Origin of the sequence: Streptomyces sp. NPDC127119, assembly GCF_042677425.1 — a bacterium.
Classification (GTDB): domain Bacteria; phylum Actinomycetota; class Actinomycetes; order Streptomycetales; family Streptomycetaceae; genus Streptomyces.
Genome location: NZ_JBHXTO010000040.1, coordinates 1 through 17,556 on the forward strand (window position 1 = coordinate 1; position 17,556 = coordinate 17,556).

13 protein-coding genes are annotated in these 17,556 nt (G+C 71.3%); 6 read left to right on the plus strand and 7 right to left on the minus strand.

What is annotated here, in order from left to right; all coding sequences use genetic code 11:
• Nucleotides 1–139 precede the first annotated feature (139 nt).
• Nucleotides 140–517 (plus strand): DUF952 domain-containing protein, encoded by a 378-nt coding sequence (locus ACFVH5_RS19205; RefSeq protein ID WP_385834847.1) that lies wholly within the window; start codon nt 140–142, stop codon nt 515–517.
• Here ACFVH5_RS19205 and ACFVH5_RS19210 read toward each other — a convergent pair.
• Nucleotides 487–1,092: a CGNR zinc finger domain-containing protein gene (locus ACFVH5_RS19210; protein WP_385834848.1), complete on the minus strand. Its 606-nt coding sequence runs from the start codon at nt 1,090–1,092 to the stop codon at nt 487–489. The genes ACFVH5_RS19205 and ACFVH5_RS19210 overlap by 31 nt on opposite strands.
• Nucleotides 1,093–1,141: 49 nt before the next feature.
• Between ACFVH5_RS19210 and ACFVH5_RS19215 the strand changes: the two genes are divergently transcribed.
• The 4 genes from ACFVH5_RS19215 to ACFVH5_RS19230 all read left to right on the plus strand — a co-directional run bounded on the left by ACFVH5_RS19215 (nt 1,142) and on the right by ACFVH5_RS19230 (nt 4,957).
• Complete coding sequence (locus tag ACFVH5_RS19215; RefSeq protein WP_385834849.1) at nt 1,142–1,969, plus strand: AzlC family ABC transporter permease; 828 nt, start codon at nt 1,142–1,144, stop codon at nt 1,967–1,969.
• A complete protein-coding gene (locus ACFVH5_RS19220; RefSeq protein WP_384802800.1) occupies nt 1,966–2,283 on the plus strand; it encodes an AzlD domain-containing protein in 318 nt (105 codons plus the stop codon). Before ACFVH5_RS19215 ends, ACFVH5_RS19220 begins: the two co-directional genes overlap by 4 nt.
• 97 nt (nt 2,284–2,380) lie before the next feature.
• Entirely contained in the window at nt 2,381–3,352 is a 972-nt protein-coding gene (locus tag ACFVH5_RS19225; protein ID WP_385834850.1) for a pyridoxal-phosphate dependent enzyme, read from the plus strand.
• Nucleotides 3,353–3,412: 60 nt separating this feature from the next.
• The gene (locus ACFVH5_RS19230) at nt 3,413–4,957 is read left to right on the plus strand and encodes a CHAD domain-containing protein (RefSeq protein ID WP_385834851.1); all 1,545 of its coding nucleotides are present in this window, start codon (nt 3,413–3,415) and stop codon (nt 4,955–4,957) included.
• A gap of 121 nt (nt 4,958–5,078) precedes the next feature.
• Here the strand turns inward: ACFVH5_RS19230 and ACFVH5_RS19235 are convergent, their stop codons facing one another.
• The 6 genes from ACFVH5_RS19235 to ACFVH5_RS19260 all read right to left on the minus strand — a co-directional run bounded on the left by ACFVH5_RS19235 (nt 5,079) and on the right by ACFVH5_RS19260 (nt 15,105).
• Nucleotides 5,079–8,018, minus strand: coding sequence for a SpoIIE family protein phosphatase (locus ACFVH5_RS19235; protein ID WP_385834852.1), 2,940 nt, complete (start codon nt 8,016–8,018; stop codon nt 5,079–5,081).
• A 205-nt stretch (nt 8,019–8,223) separates the two neighbouring features.
• On the minus strand, nt 8,224–10,692 hold the full coding sequence (locus ACFVH5_RS19240) for a CBM35 domain-containing protein (protein ID WP_385834853.1): 2,469 nt from the start codon (nt 10,690–10,692) through the stop codon (nt 8,224–8,226).
• 124 nt (nt 10,693–10,816) lie between these two features.
• Nucleotides 10,817–11,683 (minus strand): carbohydrate ABC transporter permease, encoded by an 867-nt coding sequence (locus ACFVH5_RS19245; protein WP_385834854.1) that lies wholly within the window; start codon nt 11,681–11,683, stop codon nt 10,817–10,819.
• Nucleotides 11,680–12,618 (minus strand): carbohydrate ABC transporter permease, encoded by a 939-nt coding sequence (locus ACFVH5_RS19250; RefSeq protein ID WP_385834855.1) that lies wholly within the window; start codon nt 12,616–12,618, stop codon nt 11,680–11,682. Before ACFVH5_RS19250 ends, ACFVH5_RS19245 begins: the two co-directional genes overlap by 4 nt.
• 37 nt (nt 12,619–12,655) lie before the next feature.
• The gene (locus tag ACFVH5_RS19255) at nt 12,656–13,990 is read right to left on the minus strand and encodes an ABC transporter substrate-binding protein (protein ID WP_385834856.1); all 1,335 of its coding nucleotides are present in this window, start codon (nt 13,988–13,990) and stop codon (nt 12,656–12,658) included.
• Between the two features lie 68 nt (nt 13,991–14,058).
• Nucleotides 14,059–15,105 carry a LacI family DNA-binding transcriptional regulator gene (locus ACFVH5_RS19260; RefSeq protein WP_385834857.1) on the minus strand — a complete coding sequence of 349 codons (1,047 nt, stop codon included), beginning with the start codon at nt 15,103–15,105 and terminating at the stop codon, nt 14,059–14,061.
• Between the two features lie 89 nt (nt 15,106–15,194).
• Here ACFVH5_RS19260 and ACFVH5_RS19265 point away from each other — a divergent pair, with 89 nt between their 5' ends.
• Complete coding sequence (locus ACFVH5_RS19265; protein ID WP_385834907.1) at nt 15,195–17,537, plus strand: glycoside hydrolase family 36 protein; 2,343 nt, start codon at nt 15,195–15,197, stop codon at nt 17,535–17,537.
• Nucleotides 17,538–17,556: the final 19 nt, after the last annotated feature.

A 17,556-nucleotide genomic window follows, 5' to 3' on the forward strand; every position in this document is an offset into this window, starting at 1 on the left:
GGAATCCGGTCCTGAATGCTGCGCGGATTGGTCGATCACCCGATCCGGCGCACTTCTTTTTCAGACCAATCCGCGGGCTCCCCGGCTACGGATTAAGCAAATTCAGGTCTGCGGATTTCCGCTGTTGTATAACCGGATCATGATCTATCACGTAGTGCCGCTCGGTGAGTGGAGCGCCCGCCCCGAGGCCCCGTACGCGCCCGCTTCCCTTGCGCAGGACGGTTTCATCCACTGCGCTCCCGACGAGGAGACCGCGCTGGCCGTCGTGAACGCCTTCTACCGGGCCTCGCCCCGGCCGCTGCTCGCGCTGGTCCTCGACGAGGCCCGGCTCACGGCACGGCTGGAGTTCGAAGCGGCGGACCCCACCCCGCCGCCCGGCGTCGGCGCGGACGTCCTGTTCCCCCATCTGTTCGGTCCCGTGAACCGGGACGCCGTCGAGCGCGTCCTGGAGATCCGGTGGGACGACGACGGCCGGGCGGTGGGCCTTCAGCCCCGGGAGCCGCGCGAGCGCTCGTAGTGCCGCCGCACCCGCTCACGGTTGCCGCAGTCGCCGGACCGGCACCACTGCCGGGTGTGACTGCGGCTGCGGTCGAGGAAGAACCACCCGCAGCCCGGCCCCTGGCACCGCCGGAGCGGGGCCGACGGCCCGGACAGCAGCTCCGTGGCCTCCAGCGCCAGTAGCCGTACGACGTCCATCGGGCCCGTGACGTCCAGCTCGGGGCGCAGGGGCAGGGCCGACGCGAACTCCGCCCGCTGCCAGGCGTCCAGGAAGAAGCCGCGCAGCACGGCCAGGTCCTCACGGCGGGGCGGGCGGTCGTCCACCGAGGAGTCGAGCAGTCGGTGCAGCGCGTTCCGCAACCGCCGAGCCGCCCGCAGCGCGTCCGCGGCGGAGTCCGGGTCCTCCGCGGCGGCGGCCAGGAGCGCGTCGACCCGGTCGGCGGACAGCAGGCCGCTCACGCCCGCCCAGGTGAGGAGCGCCGCGGGATCGGACACGCGGTCGGCCGTACGCCGTTCGTCGAGCCGCCACGCGATCGTGTTGGCGAAGTCCAGCACCACGTGACCGCCGATCAGTGCCGACGCGGTCGTTTCCATGCCACACATTCTAATACCCATAGACGCTGATGACTGTTAGCCTCGTGATATGGACCGGTCACCTCCGCAAGCCAAGGGCTCCACACCGGCGCCGACAGCGACAGTGACGGCGTCGGTCCAGGGGACGGCCGGTGACTCCCGTCGGGAGGGCTTCGTCGCGGGCATCAAGGTCGGTACGGGCCTGGCCGCGGCCGCTTTCGTCCTGGCCGTCACCTTCGGAGCGTTCGCCCGCACGGAGGGCTGGGGAGTCCTCGCCCCCATCGTCTGCTCCCTCGTCGTGTTCTCCGGGTCCGCCCAGTTCGCCCTCGCCACCGCGCTGGCGGGCGGCGGTGGAGTGCCGACGGCCGTCGCGGCGGCGGCGCTGATCAACGGCCGCTTCATCCCGATGGGCGTGGCCGTGGCCAAGGACCTGCGCGGTGGCCGCATCCGCCGGGCACTTGAGGGCCAGGCCGTCGTGGACGGCTCCTGGGTGGCAGCCCATCTGGGCGGTGGCCGCTTCGACCGCTGGAAACTGTTCGGCGCCACCGCCGTGCAGTGGCCCGCATGGGTGGCGGGCACCGCCCTGGGCGTCGTCATGGCCCCACCGGAGAGCCTGGTGGAGTCGCTCGGCCTCGATCTCGTCTTCCCGGCCTTCTTCCTGCTGCTCCTGCTCGACGAGCTACGCGGGTCACGGGCGGCACGCGCGGCGGCGGCGCTGGGCGCGTGCCTCGCCGCCGTGCTGGTCATCTGGGTACCGGCCGGTCTCGCACTGCTGGGGGCGAGCGCGGCGGCCCTGCTCGGGTTGCGCAAGGGACTCGTACCGCGGGACACGCGGGATACGCGCGGCACTCGCGACTCGCACGGCTCTCGCGACACGAAGGAGGCGGGCGGATCGTGAACCAGTGGCATCTGTGGTCGGCCATCGTCTGCGTCGCGCTGATCAGTTTCGCGTTCAAGGCGGCGGGGCCCGCGGTCCTCGGCGACCGGCAGTTGCCCGCGGCGGCGCGCGGTGTCATCGCGCTGCTCGCGCCGGTGCTGCTCGCCGGACTCCTCGTCGTCGACGTGGCGGGCCCGCGGTGGACGGCGCTGGACGGACCGCTGCTCCTCGGACTCGCCACGGTGGTGGTCGCACGGCTGTCACGGGCACCGATGCTGCTCGCGATCCTCGCCGGCATGGTCGCCACGGCGCTCATCAGACTGGTGTGGGGCTGACGGACCGCCCCCGACGGACCGCCCGCGCCCGTAGAACTCTCCCTGTACCAACACCTATCGACGTATCAACACCCATCGACATCACGGAGCCGCCGGCATGTCCGAACCGATCACCCCGCTCTCGCTCGGCACCTGGCCCACCCCGGTCGAGCCGATGCCCAGGCTGGCCGCCGCACTCGGTCTCGGGCGGGACGACCTCTTCATCAAGAGGGACGACCTCACGGGACTCGGTGGCGGCGGCAACAAGATCCGCAAGCTGGAATGGACGGTCGCCGAAGCGCTCGCGAACGGCGCCGACACGCTCGTCACCACCGGTGCTCCGCAGAGCAACCACGCCCGGCTCACCGCCGCTGCCGCCGCCCGCCTCGGCCTGCGCGCCGTGCTGGTGTTCCCGGGCGAACGGGGGACGGCCCGCTCCGGCAACCTCGTACTGGACGCGTTCCTCGGTGCCGAGATCGTCTTCAGCGGGGTGACGGGACAGGAGGCGCTGGCGGACGCCGCCTCGCGGGTCTGCGACCGGCTGCGTTCGGAGGGGGCACGCCCGGCGCTGCTCCCGTTCGGCGGTTCGAGCGCGCTGTCGGCCCGCGGTTACGTGCGCTGCGGCGAGGAGTTGATGACCCAGGTCCCCGGTCTGCGGACCGCCGTCGTCGCCCTGGGGTCCGGGGCCACGATGGCCGGACTCGTCGCGAGTCTGGGCGCGGAGCGCACGCTCGGCGTCGACGTGGGAGCCGTGGACGACGCCCGCCGGCGGGTCGAGTCGTTCGCCGTCCCGCACGCCCCGGACGTCCGCGCCGGCGATCTGCGCATCGATCGCGGCCACATCGGCGCCGGCTACGCGCGCCTCGGCAGGAGCGTCGAGGAGGCGATGACACTGAGTGCCCGACTGGAGGGAGTCGTCCTCGACCCCACGTACACCGGGCGTGCGATGGCGGGACTCGTCGCGGCGGCCCGTCGCGGCGAGATCGTCCCGGGTGACCGGACCGTCTTCCTCCACACCGGCGGGCTCCCCGGGCTGTTCGGGCACGCCGAGGCACTGGCGTTCGCCGACGACATGCACCGGACCGGCTGAATACGGGGTGGCTTGTCCCGAGTCGTGTTTCGTTCGGCGGATTGTGTCTACCGGTACTACATGGTCCAGTCGATGCGAGAGACAGAACGAAAGTACGAGGTCCCTTCCCCCGCGGACACCTCCTGGCTGCCCGAGTTGGCGCGTGTGGACGGGGTCGCGGCCGTCGTCGACCGCAGCCCCGAGGAGCTGGACGCGGTCTACTACGACACCGACGATCTCCGCCTGTCCGGTTCCTCGGCCGTGCTGCGCCGCAGGACCGGTGGCACCGACGCCGGTTGGCATCTCAAGCTGCCGCTGTCGGGCGACAGCCGCGAGGAGATCCGCTCGGCCCTCACCGACACCGTCCCGGACGCCCTGCTCGACCTGACCAGGTCCCGCACCCGCGGGGCGGAGCTGACCCCGGTGGTCCGTATCCGCTCAACACGCGAGGTACGCCACCTCGTTGACGCCGACGGCACGACGCGTGCCGAGCTGTGCGTCGACTCGGTCCGCGCGGAGTCCCTGCGCGCCGACGGCCGGCATGCGGCGTGGAACGAGCTGGAGGTCGAGCTGGCCGAGGACGCCGACCCCGCCCTCCTCGACGCCGTGGAGAAGAAGCTGCGCAAGAAGGGGATCGCGCGGGCGCACTCCCCGTCCAAGCTGGCCCGGGCCCTCGACGAGACCGTGACCACCACGGCCGAAGCCGCCGCCGCACCCGACGGGCCCGCCGGCCCGGACGACGATTCCGCGGGCGCCCAGGTCCTCGCGTACGTGCGGGAGCAGATCCGCGCCCTGACCGCCCTCGACCCGGCCGTGCGACGCAACAGGCCCGACTCGGTGCACAGGATGCGGGTCGCCTGCCGTCGTCTGCGCAGCTGTCTGCGGTCCTACCGGTCCGTCCTCGACCGCGACGTCACCGACGAGGTCCGCGGCGAACTGAAGTGGCTGGCCGGCGAACTGGGCGCCGAACGCGACCAGGAAGTACTGATGGAGCGGCTCAGCGGCGAGATCGAGGCGCTGCCGGAGGAACTGGTCCTCGGCCCCGTCGGCGCACGGTTGCGGGTGTGGAACGTCGTCGACAGCACGGAGTCCCATCTGCGCAGCCTCGACGCGCTGGGCTCGCGACGCCACCTCGACCTGCTCGACTCCCTCGCCGCGCTGCTGGAGCACCCGCCACTGCGGGCCGAGGCCGCCAAGGACGCCGAGAAGGTCATGGCCGAGGCCGTCCTCAAGGAGTACGGGCGACTGGCCGCGCGCATGACCGACGCCCTGGAGCTGTCGCCCGGCCCCGAACGCGATGTGGCCCTCCACGAGGCCCGCAAGGCGGCCAAGAAGGTCCGCTACGCGACGGAGGTGGCCCGTCCGGCTCTGGGGAAACCGGCGAAGAGTCTGGGCAGGCGGGTCAAGGCGGTGCAGAAGGTTCTCGGCGACCATCAGGACAGCGTGGTGGCCCGGGTTGCCCTCAGGGACCTCGCCGTCGCCGCCCAGACCGCGGGCGAGGCCGGCTTCACCTGGGGTCTGCTGTACGGCACCGAGCAGGCCCGCGCGGAGAACAGGGAACGGGAGCTGCCCGCGGTATGGGAACTGGCTTCGGATCCCGTCACGCGCGAGAAGATCGGCCGGTAGGAAACCCCGACAGCGGAATCCCCGGCAGAGCCCCCGCACCGCAACTGGCCCGTGCCGCTACGGGCCCGGGCTGCTACGGGCCCGCGCCGCAACGAGCCCGCGCCGTCACGAGCCAGCGCCGTCACGAGCCAGCGCCCCCGGAGTCCGCGGAGGTGCCGGAATCCCCGGACAGCAGGGCGTCCAGATCGTCCACGAACAGGTCCGGGTCGAACATCAGGTCCTGGGCGTCGGGCGCCGGGTCCGCGTCGCCGTCCGGACCGAGCAGCCCCTGCTCGGTCCAGATGCACTTGCCCGTCCGCGTGTACCGCACCCCCCAGCGCTCGGAGAGCGCCGTGACCAACTGCAGTCCACGCCCTCCCTCGTCGCTCTCGGACGCGCGGCGGATCCGCGGCATGGTCAGGCTGCCGTCGAAGACCTCGCAGATCAGCTCGGCGCCGTACAGCAGCCTTAGCCGCACAGGTCCCTTGGCATGGCGGACGACATTGCCCACCAGCTCGCTGACCAGTAGTTCCGTGGCCGGTACGAGGTCGTCCAGGCCCCAGTCGGCCAGTTGCCCGCGAACATGGCGGCGGGCCTGGCCGGCCGCCTTCGGGTCCTTGGGGAGCGGCCAGGCGGCCATCCGGTCCTCGGGCAGCGCGTGCAGACGGGCGACGAGGAACGCCGCGTCGTCGGCCGCCTGCTGGTCGGCCGGCAGCAGACCGGCCGTCAGCGTGTCGCAGAGGCGCTCCAGGTCCGCGTCGGTGCCGTCCTCGTGGGTGGTGTGCAGGAGCCGTGCCAGGTCGGCCATCCCCGCGTCGATGTCCCGCTTCGCCGACTCGACCAGGCCGTCGGTGTAGAGCACCAGCAGACTGCCCTCGGGCACCGTGATCTCGACCGTCTCGAACGGCGGCTTCGCCGCGCCCAGCGGCGGATCGGCGGCCGGTTCCGGGAAGTGGACACTGCCGTCGGGGTGCACCAGGGCCGGCGGCGGATGGCCCGCACGGGCGATGGAACAGGTCCGGGTGGTGGAGTCGTAGAGCGCGTACAGACAGGTGGCGTACGACTCCTCGTTCATGCCGCCGACGATGTCGTTCAGGTGGCTCATGATCTCGTCGGGGGGCAGTTCGAGGTCGGCCAGGGTGTGCACGGCGGTGCGCAGCCGGCCCATGGTGGCGGCCTCGGGCAGGCCGTGGCCCATGACGTCGCCGACGACGAGGGCGACCTGGCCGCCGGAGAGCGGGATGATGTCGTACCAGTCGCCGCCCACGTCCATGCCCTGGCCCGCGGGGAGATAGCGGGCGGCGGCCGTGCACGCGGCCAGTTCGGGCAGTCCCTGGGGGAGCAGGCTGCGCTGGAGTTCGCGGGACCGGGCGTGTTCGGCGTCGTACAGCCGGGCCCGTTCCAGGGCCTGGGCGACGAGGGCGCTGATCGTGGTCAGCAGGGTGCGTTCCTCGTCGGTGAGCAGGCGCGGCCGGTCGAAGGAGACGACGCATACGCCGAACGTGTGCCCGGACGCGGCCAGCGGCAGGAACGCCCAGGCCTGTTTGCCGGCCCGGGTGGGCATGTCGACGCGGGTGGGCGAGTGCGTGGCGAACTCCGCCGCGGAGGACAGGAACAGCGGGGTGCCGGACATGATCGGCTGCCAGGCCGGGTCGCCGGGGCCGCGGGGGCGGCTGTCCAGCTGGGCCAGGAACTCGTCCGGGTAGCCGACGGATCCGACGTGGTGGAGCCGGTCGCCCTCGACGACCTGCATCAGCAGCCCGGTGGCGGCGAACGGCGGCAGTACGCGCCGGGCGACCGCCTCCACCACGTCCTGGGTGGTCGTCGCCTTGGCGAGATCCGTGGTCAGCTCGGCGATCCGGGCCGCCCGTTCGGCCGTGGCCAGCTCGGCCGACCGGCGTTCCTCGGCCCGGCGCCGCTTGTCGGTCACGTCGGTGAAGTAGAGGGTGCGGCCGTCGGGACCCGGGACCAGCCGCAGGTGGTAGAGGATTCCCGTGTCGGGCGTGCGGACGTCGAAGCCGACGGGCGTCTCCTGGGCCGCGGCCTCCCGACAGCGCTCCTCAAGGCCGGGGATCCGCCGGGCGGAGGGGAGGTCCCACAGGACGCGCCCGAACAGCTCCTCCTCGGAGAAGCCCAGGGTGCGTTCGGCCTCCAGGTTGGCGAAGGTGATCCGCCACCGCTCGTCCACGGACAGGAAGCCGTCGCTCATATGGCGCAGGGCCCGGCTGAGGGCGTCACGGGCGGTGCGGGACTCGTTGCTCTCCCAGCCCACGCCGATCATCCGCAGCGCCTCGCCCCCGTCGTCGTACGTCGCCCGGCCGCGGGCCCGGGTCCAGCCGTACGAGCCGTCCAGCCGCCGCACCCGGTACTCGGCCTCGAACACGGTGTGGTCGTGGATCGCCCGCTGCGCCGCCGCGAGCGTGAAAGGCAGGTCGTCGGGGTGGACGATCCGCATCCAGTTCTCGATCCGCCCGGTGAAGTCGGCGGCCCTGGTGCCGTACAGCTCCAGGGCGGCTTCGTCCCAGATCAGCTCGCCGGTGCGGATGTCCCAGTCCCACGAACCGACGCTGACCTCCTTGAGCGCCTGCCGCAGACGGTCCCCGTGCAGCTCGGTGTGGACGGGCCCGGACGGCATCGGCGCCTGGAGGATGCGCTCCTCGGCCCAGCCGACGACGGCCCGCAGGAAATCCCACTGCGCGGGGGTGGGTTCGCCCCGGTCGCCCGTCAGCAGGGTGAGCGCGCCGATGCGGCGGTTCTCGCTGGACACCGGCAGGGCGGCGAGGCCGGACCCGGTCCGGAAGGCGTCGCCGGAGCCCAGGGGGACCCACACGCCGTTGCCCTGGTGGAGTGCCAGGGCCGGGGCGGACGGCCCCTCCTGGTCGACGATCTCCCATGAACGGGTGAGGGCGGACGGCAGGCCGACCGCCGACACCAGTCGCAGGGCGGACATGGGCCCGCGCAGGTGGATCGCTCCACCCAGCGCGCCCAGCTCTCCCATCGCGTGCTGGAGCGCCAGCCGGAAGACCTCGCTTTCCGTGGCACCGGGGGCCACCGTGCCGAGAAGATCCAGCCGTGCGTTCATATTGCGAACCTTAACGCTCCGACCTCACCTGAAACCTTGCTTCGCAGGTCTCTTACGCCGGTCTCCGGCAGGACAGCCCCGAGGGGACGCTCCCTGGGGAGCGTCCCCTGAGGGCGCCCAGAAGGGGCGCGGGGAACGGCGTGACGAGCCACGACGTACCCGCATCCGACGCACCGGCCTCCCGGCGGAGCCACACGCGGAGCGCTCAGCCGACGACGCGGCCCAGTTCGATCCGGTCGATGTGCGGTGCCCAGGCGCTCGCGTTCGCGAAGGTCACCTTGTTGGAGCCCTTCCTCAGGTCCACGGGGATGCTCAGCGTCCAGTAGTCGTGCCACCCCCAGGTGTTCTTGAAGGTGGCTCTGACGGGAGCGGCGGTGCCCACCGTGATGTCGGCCGTACGGGACATGATGTCCGTGTTGTAGGCGTGGCCGTTGTCGCGCCGGTCGTTGTGCGCGTAGTGGACGACCAGGACATGGCGGCCGGCCTTCGGGGCGTCCACGGTGAACTCGGCGGTGCTGGACGCGCCGTTGCCGAGGTCGCCGATGTACGAACCGGCGGAGGCGTACGCGGAGTCGACGAGCCGGGCCCCGCCCGCCAGGGTCGCCGAGGCACCCTCGTAGGAGAGTGTGCCGGCCGTCGAACCGGCCCCGGAGACGTCGAGCGAGCGGACGGCGGCCTGCTGGGCCGTGGCCCGGACGCGGTTGTTGCCCGCCACGAGATACAGCCGCAGTGGCTGTCCGGGCGCCGCCGTCACCGTCTCCCCGTGCAGGTCGAGCCGGACCGCCGCGGAGGCCTGCGGGATCACTGTGTAGTACCCGTCGCGGGGTGCGTAGACGTCGAAGACGGCCTGGTCGCCCGCGCGCAGGACCAGGGCGCCCGTGCCGGCACCGGCGGAGGAGGAGTAGTCGAAGGACGGCTTCCCGCCGAGGTCCGCCAGCGTGGCCTCGTAGGCGGCGGACGGCTCGGCGGCGGTACGGGCGGTCAGGTCGACGCGGTCGAGGGTGACCTCGGCGTCGCCCTTGGCCAGGGTCAGGACATGGGTGCCGGCGGACAGCTCGACGGCGAGGTCCTTCTTGGCGCGGTAGGTCCAGTTCTCGGTGGAGGGATAGCTGACAGTGACCGGGTCCCGGCCGTCGACCGACAGTTTCTGCGTGGCCGGTGTCCCGGACTGGTTGCCGTACAGGATCGCCAGGTCGTACGTCCCCGCCCTCGGGACCGTCACCGTGAAGTCGACCTTGCTGGTGGCCGTGTTGAGCGAACCGACGTCCTTCGTCCCGGAGGCCGCGTATCCGTTGGCGTTGCTCACCGTGCCCTGGGTGTACACCTGACCGCCGGTGACGGCCGCGTCCTCGGCCTCGTACGAGCCGGTCCACGGGACGACGGGGGTGGACGGGGTGTCCGAGCCGCCCGGTGTCAGGACGATCCGGTAGGCGGACATCTTGTGCAGGCGGCGCAGCGGGACGGTCACCGAGCCGTCGGCCGCCACCTGGACCTTCGTCCGTGCGAGGACGCGCGGAGCCGCGTGCCGGCCCTCGTAACCGGACCAGGCCGCCTCGGCGACGGTCGCGGTGACCGTGCCGCCGAAGACGGACCGCGAGACGTTCCGGACCACGACGTCGGAGTCACCGGCGGAACCGCCGAGCAGGACCTGCGCCTGACGCCTCGTCGTGTCGTACGAGGCCAGTCCCTGAAGGGTGTCGATCGTGTTGGCCTGCGGAGGGGTCACCTTGACGGTGTCGCCGGTGAGTCCCGCGTACCAACGGAAGAACCACCAGCCGCCGTTGGGGATGTTCGAGCGCACCACGTTGCCGTCGAGGTTGCCGGCGGCGTCCCAGTAGGCCTGGTTGGCGTACACCTTGTTCCGTTCGAACATCGAGACCCATTGGGCGAGTTGCCCGGGCACCGACAGGTCGCGGCGGTTGGCGTACTCGTCGATGTTGATCTTCAGTGGTGCGATGCCGAGGTCGCGTTCGACGGAGCGGTAGGTGTCGTAGTGCCCCTGGAAGTCCCGGAGGGAGCCGGAGCCCAGCTCGTGCCAGGTCATGACCTGGGGGAGTACGTTCTCCCGTTTCGCGAAGGCGAGAAAATCGGTCAACAGGCGTGTGTGGTAGGCGGATTCGTTCGGGCCGGCGACCCTGGCATCGGGGTCGACCGCGCGTATCCGCTGGTACACCGTCTTCCAGTCCTTGAAGAACCGGTCGCGGCCGGCCTCGTACCGGGCCTGGTCGGAGGTGCCGAGGTTGTACCAGATCTGGTCGGGTTCGTTGAACGGGATGTAGACGAACCGCTCGCTGTTCGGGTCCGCCGCCACCTCCTTCACGATCTTGTCGACCTTGGGCAGATAGTCGTCGATGCCGAGATCCTCGTACGGCCACTTGGCGTAGATGTCCTGCATCATCACGTTGATCTCGCCGCCGCCGTTGCGGAAGAACGACCTGGAGACCGTGAGTGCGTCCCCGTTGGGATGCTGGGCGCCGCCCTCCGGCTTCTGCGAGATGCTGGTGATCTTCAGGGGTGCCAGCGCGGCGTCACTGGGCACGCCGTCGTCGCTGAGTCCGTACAGCGTGCCGTTGGCGCCGCGCATCACCGGGCCCTCGGAGGCGGCGAGATCGACGGTGACGCGCTGCGGCGCGGCGGCGGCCGTGGCCCCCGACGCGGGAAGGGTGCCTGCCATGGCGCTGACTCCAAGTACGGCGGTGAGCAGGGCGATCCGGGTGCGGGACGCGCTGCGGGATCTCGTACGAAGGGGAGTGGGGGAGGGTGTGCGGGTGGGGGTGATCACGCGGTCGGACCTCCGGTCATTTGACGGCTCCACTGGTGATTCCGGACACGATGCTTCGCTGCGCCACCAGGAAGATGGCGACCATGGGCAGGCTCATCACCACGACGTACGCGAAGACGAGATGCCAGTTGTCGAGGTAGAGCTGCGCACTGGCGACCTTGTAGAGGTTGAGCGGCAGGGTCGCCCGCTCTCCGCCGCCGAGGACGAAGAAGGCGTAGAAGATGTCGCTCCAGGCGTAGAGCGTCACCATGATCGTGGCGGTGGCGATGACCGGTCTGAGCAGCGGCAGCACGATCCGCAGGAAGATCCGCAGCGGCTTCGCGCCGTCCATCCGCGCGGCCTCCTCCAGCTCCGGCGGGACGGCCCGGACGAAGCCGGTCATGAAGAAGATCGACGTGGAGAGGTACATCCCGGTGTAGACGGCGATCATGCCGGGCCGGGTGCCCGCGAGACCGAGCTGCCGCAGTTCCATCACGACGGTGATGACGGCGGGCGGCAGCAGCAGCCCGCTGATGCACAGCGCGTACGCAGCCGACACCAGTTTGGACTCGCGGCGCGCGAAGACCCAGGCCGCGCCGGCGCCGAGAACCAGCACGAGGGCGACCGAGGGCACCACGACCAGCAGGGAGTTGAGAAAACCACGCAGCATCTCGCCCTGGCCGACGGCGTCCTCGTAGTTGGCCGCGGGCTGCCACTGCCGGGGCAGGTCCAGGTTCGGCCGGATGGCCTCGGCCTGCGGCTTGGCGGAGGTGACCGCGACCAGCCACAGCGGTACGCCGACGGCGAGGACGGCGAGCAGCAGGACGAGCGCGGGACGGCCGTAACGCCACACGGGACGCGTGGCGGACGGACGTCTGACGGCATGAACCACCCCAGTGCTCACAGCAGTTGCTCCCTTCGGCGCAGTCCGACGACGAGCGGGATCGCGACGGCGACCACGACCAGGAAGAGGACGAGACTCATCGCGGAGGCCTGGGCGTAGAGGCCCTGTCCGAAGATCCGGAACATGTAGATGTTGAAGACCTCGGTGGAGGCGGCCGGGCCGCCGCCCGTGGTGGCCTGCACGATGTCGAAGGTGTTCATCGAGCCGATCAGCGCCGTGGTGACGTTGAAGGTGACGGCGGGCGCCAGCATCGGCCAGCGCACGGACCAGAAGGTCCGCCACGGCCCGGCGCCGTCACACTTCGCCGCTTCCAGCATCTCGCCGGGGATGCCCTTGAGGCCGGCCAGATAGATCAGCATGGACAGGCCCATCCACTTCCAGCCGTGGATGACGGTGACCAGAACGAGCGTCCAGGTCGTCGAGCCGAGCCAGGGGATGTCGGTGCCGAGGACGCCGTTGACCGCGCCGTCCTGGTCCAGCAGGGCCTGGAAGACATAGCCGGTCGCGAGCGCCGAGATCAGCACCGGCAGGAAGAAGACGGCCCGGAAGAACCGGTTGAAGCGGCTGTCCGCCTCCAGCAGCAGCGCGAGGGCCAGCCCGAAGCCGTTCTGGAAGAGCGCGGCGAGGGCGGCGTACAGCAGGGTCGTGCGGATCGCCCGCAGCAGGGAACCGTCGTCGGCGATGGTCCTGAGGTTGTCGAGGCCGGTGAAGGCGATGTCCGGGTGGTACGAGGACCAGTCGGTGAACGGGTAGTAGAAGTTGAGCAGGTTCGGCACCAGGAAGAAGGCCGTGAAGACGGCGATCGCGGGGAGGGCGAACCACCACGGATGGTGGACGGCGTTGCGGGACAGCCGCCCCGCTCTCCTCTCCCCGCTCTTCCCGGCGGGCGCCGGATGTCGCGCGCGCCCGCGTGTGCGTACAGCCGTGTCCGCCATCAGAAGCCCCTCAGCGTCGTCAGCGTCCCTGGGATCTCTAGAAGCCGGGTGCGCCCTGGGCCTTGGCCACCTGGGTGAACTGGTCCTGGATCGCCTGGGCGACCTGCCGCGGGTTCTTCTTCCCGTAGATCATGTCGGCGAGGTACAGATGGGTGTCGGGGGCGACGATCGCTCTGGCCTGGAAGACGCCGATGGCCGTGGGCAGCGCCTCCACCTGGGCCGTCGAGGCCTGGGGGAGGCCCGCGGGGGTCGGCACGGACGGCTGGACCGAGGGGATCTTCATCGCCTTGATGTAGTCGGCGTAGTCGGGGCCCAGCCAGAAGGCCATGAACTGCCGGGAGGCGTTCTGCCGCTTCTCGTCACCGGTCCTGAACGCCACGACACCGTTGGTCTGGTCGGGCGAGTACATGCCGGTGGCCGAGGAGTTGGCGATCGGGAACCAGCCGATCCTCTCGTCGATCTCGGCCGTGGAGTACTTGGCCTGCAACTGGCTCTGGAAGGACGTGACGTTGAGGACCATGCCGGACTCGCCCTTCCAGAGGGAGTCGGCCTGCCCGGTGAAGGTGCCGGTCCTGTAGTTCTTCTGCGCGAGCCCCGCGTCGAGCAGCTTCTCCTTGTACTTTTTGATGGCGCCGACCACCACCGGGTCGGTCCACTTCTCCTTGTTCTCGTTGAGGCCGGCCCACCACTCCTTGTCGAGATCGGTGAGCTGGACCTGCATCTGCCACTGCAGGGGCCACTTGTCGCCGCCCGCCTCGTAGAAGCCGGCCGCGTCGGTCCTGTCCCTGACGGTCCGGCCGAGCGCGAGCAGTTCGTCGTACGACTTCGGGAAGTCCTTCTCGGAGAGCCCGGCCTCCTTGAAGATTTCCTTGTTGTAGTAGACGCCGAGCGTGGCGGGACTGGTGACGATCGCCGCGTACCGCTTGCCGTCGATGACACCCAACGACTTCTCCGTGTCGCCGAGTTCGGAGACCCACTCCTCGCCGTCGAGGGTGAGCAGGTTCTGCTTCGGCTGGATGAACGGCAGCGTGGAGACGGACGGCTGCCAGAACATCAGGTCCGGCTTGTCGCCCGAGGCGAGCTTGGTCGGCACGTTCTGCTCGTACAGGTCCGGGACGGCTTGTGTCTCGACCTGCGCGCCGGTGGCCTTCTCGAAGGCGTCGACGACCTGCTCGGGCGCGTTGAGCGTGTTCTGCGCGGTCCACATGGTCAGCTTCACGCCGTCCAGACGGGCCGTCGGGTCGACCTTCGCCTGCTTGCCGTCCGGACCGGCCGGGGAACCGGAGTCCCCGGCGGTGGGGTCACTGCACGCGGTGGCGGACAGGGCGGCGGCGCATATCAGCGCCAGCGCGGGCAGGGCTCTTCTCTTCATGACGTGCCTTTCGCGAACGGGGCTCGGGCAGGGGCATCAAGAAGCGGTCCGGCGCGGGCGGCACACGGTCATGGGCGCCCGGGCGGCGGCCCCGAGCTCTCCCGCACCACCAGCTCCGGTACGGAGACGGGGTGCGGGCCGACCTGCGCGGACTCCTCCAGCACGGAGTGCAGGAGACCGAACGCGGACCGCCCGAGGCCGGTGAAGTCCAGGCGTACGGTCGTCAGCGACGGGGTGAGGAAGGCGGAGTGCGGCGCGTCGTCGAAGCCGGCCACGCTCACGTCACCGGGCACCGACCGGCCCTTCTCGTGGAGGGCGCGGATCACGCCGAGCGCGAGGTCGTCGTTCCCGCACAGGATCGCGGTGACCGCACGATTCCCGGCGAACCCCAGACCCGCCGCGTGGCCGCCCGCCGGACCCCAACTCCCCTGTACGGCACGGGGTTGCGGGGCTCCGGCCTCCTTCAGCGCCTGCTGCCAGCCGGAGGTACGGGCGCTGGTGCGCCGGGTGCTGGAGGGGATGGCGACGTAGTGCACGGTCTCGTGGCCGAGGGAGAGCAGATGGCGGGTCGCCTCGTAGGCGGCCTCGCGGTCGTCGGTCCACACCCAGGGGCGGTCGCCGCCGGGCGGCCGGGCGGGGGTCTCCACCACACCCACGACCGGCAGTCCCTCGGGTACGGCTTCCAGGGCGCGTACACCGGCCGGATCGTACGCGATCACGATCAGACCGCCGCCGGTGTCCGCCGCCCGCTGCACCTGCGCGGCGACCTCGGCCCCGTCGGTCCCGTCCGGCGATTCGAGGACCCCGATCCCCACGGCGTACGAGGAGGCGCGGGCCGCCTCCTCGATGCCCTGGAGGATCGAGGCGTAGCCGTAGTGCGTGGTGTCGGCGGTCAGTACGGTCACGGCCCTGCTGCGCCCGCTGGCCAGGGCGAGCGCGGTGGAGCTGCGGCGGAAGCCCAGTTCGTCGATGGCCGCGAGGACCCGCTCCCGGGTGGACGGCTTGACGCTGGGGTGTCCGTTGATCACCCGGGAGACGGTCTGGTACGAGACACGGGCAGCGGTGGCGACGTCCCTGATGCTCACCGAGCGCCTTGTGTGACCGGTCACATTCATGCCAGGATTGTGACCGGTCACATGAGGCTCGTCAAGAGTCCGTAACCATGGATTCACGCGACCGACTCGGACGGCTCCCGGGGGCGGTCATGGCGCCCTCAGTGGTGACCGGGGGCGGTCATGGAGAGGGGGAGACGTTGACCGACACGTCGGACACGGTGGGTGCGGCGGGTGCGGGCCGCACGGGCGCTCGGCGGACGATCGCCTGGGGGCATCGGGCGCTGGAGGCGGAGTTCGCCGTCGGCCCCGACGGAGACCTGCGCCTGGTCCGGCTCGCGCACCCCGGTGACCAGGGGCCGACGTCCGGCGCCGACGCTCCCCTCCCGCTCGTCGAACTCACCGCCCTCGGCCACGGAAGCGGCTGGTCGGGACCGCGCTTCACCGGCACCGCCCTCGGCCCGCGCCTGCGCCACCGCTCGCACACCACCGAGGAACACGACGGCTGGACCCGCCTGACCGTCGAACTGCACGACCCCGGAACCGGGTTGACCGCCTTCGCCGAGCTGGCCTCACCCCTCGGTCTGCCCGTGCTCCGCTCCCGCGTCCGGCTGCGCAACGACGGCTCCGCGCCGCTCGTCGTGCAGTCCCTCAGCAGCCTGCTGCTCGGCGCGCTCCCGCCGCCCGGCCGGCTCGACGTCCACCGCGCCCGCAACGACTGGCTTGCGGAGGGCCGTTGGTACGCGGAACCGCTGAGCGACACCGTCGCCGACATCGGCGTCGACGTCCACCAGCACGACAGCCGGGCCGCGCTCTCCCTCACCGGGCGCGGCAGTTGGTCCAGCGGCGGCCACCTGCCGATGGGAGCCCTCACCGAACGCGGCGGCGGCCGGGCCTGGTTGTGGCAGGTGGAGTCCCCGGCGGGCTGGCGCTGGGACGTGGGCGAGCGCGACCACGGTACGTATCTGGCGCTGAACGGGCCGACGGACGCGGAGCACCAGTGGCGGGTCCGGCTGGAACCCGGCGACGAGTTCACCACCGTGCCGGGTGTCCTGGCCCTCGGCACGGGGCTCGGCTCAGGGACCGGCTCCGCGCCCGGCTCCGCGCTCGATGACGCCTTCGGTGCCCTGACCTCGTACCGCCGTGCCGTGCGTCGCCCGCACCCCGACCATGTCGCGCTGCCCGTCGTCTTCAACGACTACATGAACACGTTGATGGGTGACCCGACGACGGAGAAACTGCTCCCGCTGATCGACGCGGCGGCCTCGGCCGGATCGGAGTACTTCTGCGTCGACTCCGGCTGGTACGACGACAGTACGGAGGGCTGGTGGGACAGCGTCGGCGAGTGGCTGCCGTCGTCGCGCCGCTTCCCCGACGGCGGGATCCACGCCGTCCTGGACCGCATCCGCGAGCGCGGCATGGTGCCGGGCCTGTGGCTGGAGCCCGAGGTCGTGGGGGTACGCAGTCCGGTCGCGTCCGAACTTCCACCGGAGGCCTTCTTCCAGCGGGACGGCGTACGCCTGGTGGAACAGGGCCGCCACCAGCTGGACCTGCGGCACCCGGCCGCGCGGGCCCACCTCGACAAGACGGTCGACCGGATCGTCGGCGACTGGGGCGTGGGCTACCTCAAACTGGACTACAACATCCTGGTCGACCCGGGCACATGCGCGCCCGACGACCTCTCGCCCGGCGCGGGCCTGCTGGGCCACGCCCAGGCGTACCTGGGCTGGCTCGCCGAGGTGCTCGAACGCCACCCGGCCCTGGTCGTCGAGAACTGCGCCTCCGGCGGGATGCGGATGGACGGGGCCACGCTGGCGGTCACCCAGCTCCAGTCCACCAGCGACCAGCAGGACCCGCTGCGCTGCCCGCCGATCGCCGCCGCCGCGCCCACGGCGGTCCCGCCCGAGCAGGGTGCCGTCTGGGCCTACCCGCAGCCCGCCTTCGACGACGACCTCATCGCCTTCACCCTGGGCGGGGCACTGCTCGGCCGCGTCCATCTCTCGGGCCACCTGGACCGGATGTCGGACCGCCAACTCGCCCTCGTACGAGGCGCGGTGGCCGTCTACAAGTCGATCCGCGGGGACCTGTCCGAGGCCCTGCCGTTCTGGCCGCTCGGTCTGCCGGGATGGACGGACGAGTGGACTGCCGTGGGCATGCGGGTGCGTGGAGACCGTACGGCGTATGTGTCGGTCTGGCGCCGGGGCGGAGGTGGCCGAGAGGGCGTGGACGGCGGGGAGGGTGGTGTGCTGCTTCCTGTCGAGCACCTGGCGGGCGGGGGCCGGGAGGTGACCGTGGAGATTCTCCATCCGGCGCCGCCCTCGTCCTCGTCGCGCTCCGTGGGTTCCGCCGGCTCGGTGGGTTCGGTGGGTTCGGTGGGTTCGGTGGGTTCGGCGGGTTCGGCGGTCTGGGATGGAGGCGGAGACGGAGGGGGAGTGCGGGTCACGTTGCCGCGTACGCCCGGTGTGCTGCTGATCCGCCTCACGGCGACCCCGTAGCCGGCGTCCTGGGCCCTCT

Coding starts and splice junctions, on each gene's coding strand:
- ACFVH5_RS19205 (WP_385834847.1), top strand. CDS start 140: ATGATCTATCACGTAGTGCCGCTCGGTGAGTGGAGCGCCCGCCCCGAG.
- ACFVH5_RS19210 (WP_385834848.1), bottom strand. CDS start 1,092: ATGGAAACGACCGCGTCGGCACTGATCGGCGGTCACGTGGTGCTGGAC.
- ACFVH5_RS19215 (WP_385834849.1), top strand. CDS start 1,142: ATGGACCGGTCACCTCCGCAAGCCAAGGGCTCCACACCGGCGCCGACA.
- ACFVH5_RS19225 (WP_385834850.1), top strand. CDS start 2,381: ATGTCCGAACCGATCACCCCGCTCTCGCTCGGCACCTGGCCCACCCCG.
- ACFVH5_RS19230 (WP_385834851.1), top strand. CDS start 3,413: ATGGTCCAGTCGATGCGAGAGACAGAACGAAAGTACGAGGTCCCTTCC.
- ACFVH5_RS19235 (WP_385834852.1), bottom strand. CDS start 8,018: ATGAACGCACGGCTGGATCTTCTCGGCACGGTGGCCCCCGGTGCCACG.
- ACFVH5_RS19240 (WP_385834853.1), bottom strand. CDS start 10,692: ATGGCAGGCACCCTTCCCGCGTCGGGGGCCACGGCCGCCGCCGCGCCG.
- ACFVH5_RS19250 (WP_385834855.1), bottom strand. CDS start 12,618: ATGGCGGACACGGCTGTACGCACACGCGGGCGCGCGCGACATCCGGCG.
- ACFVH5_RS19255 (WP_385834856.1), bottom strand. CDS start 13,990: ATGAAGAGAAGAGCCCTGCCCGCGCTGGCGCTGATATGCGCCGCCGCC.
- ACFVH5_RS19260 (WP_385834857.1), bottom strand. CDS start 15,105: ATGAATGTGACCGGTCACACAAGGCGCTCGGTGAGCATCAGGGACGTC.
- ACFVH5_RS19265 (WP_385834907.1), top strand. CDS start 15,195: ATGGCGCCCTCAGTGGTGACCGGGGGCGGTCATGGAGAGGGGGAGACG.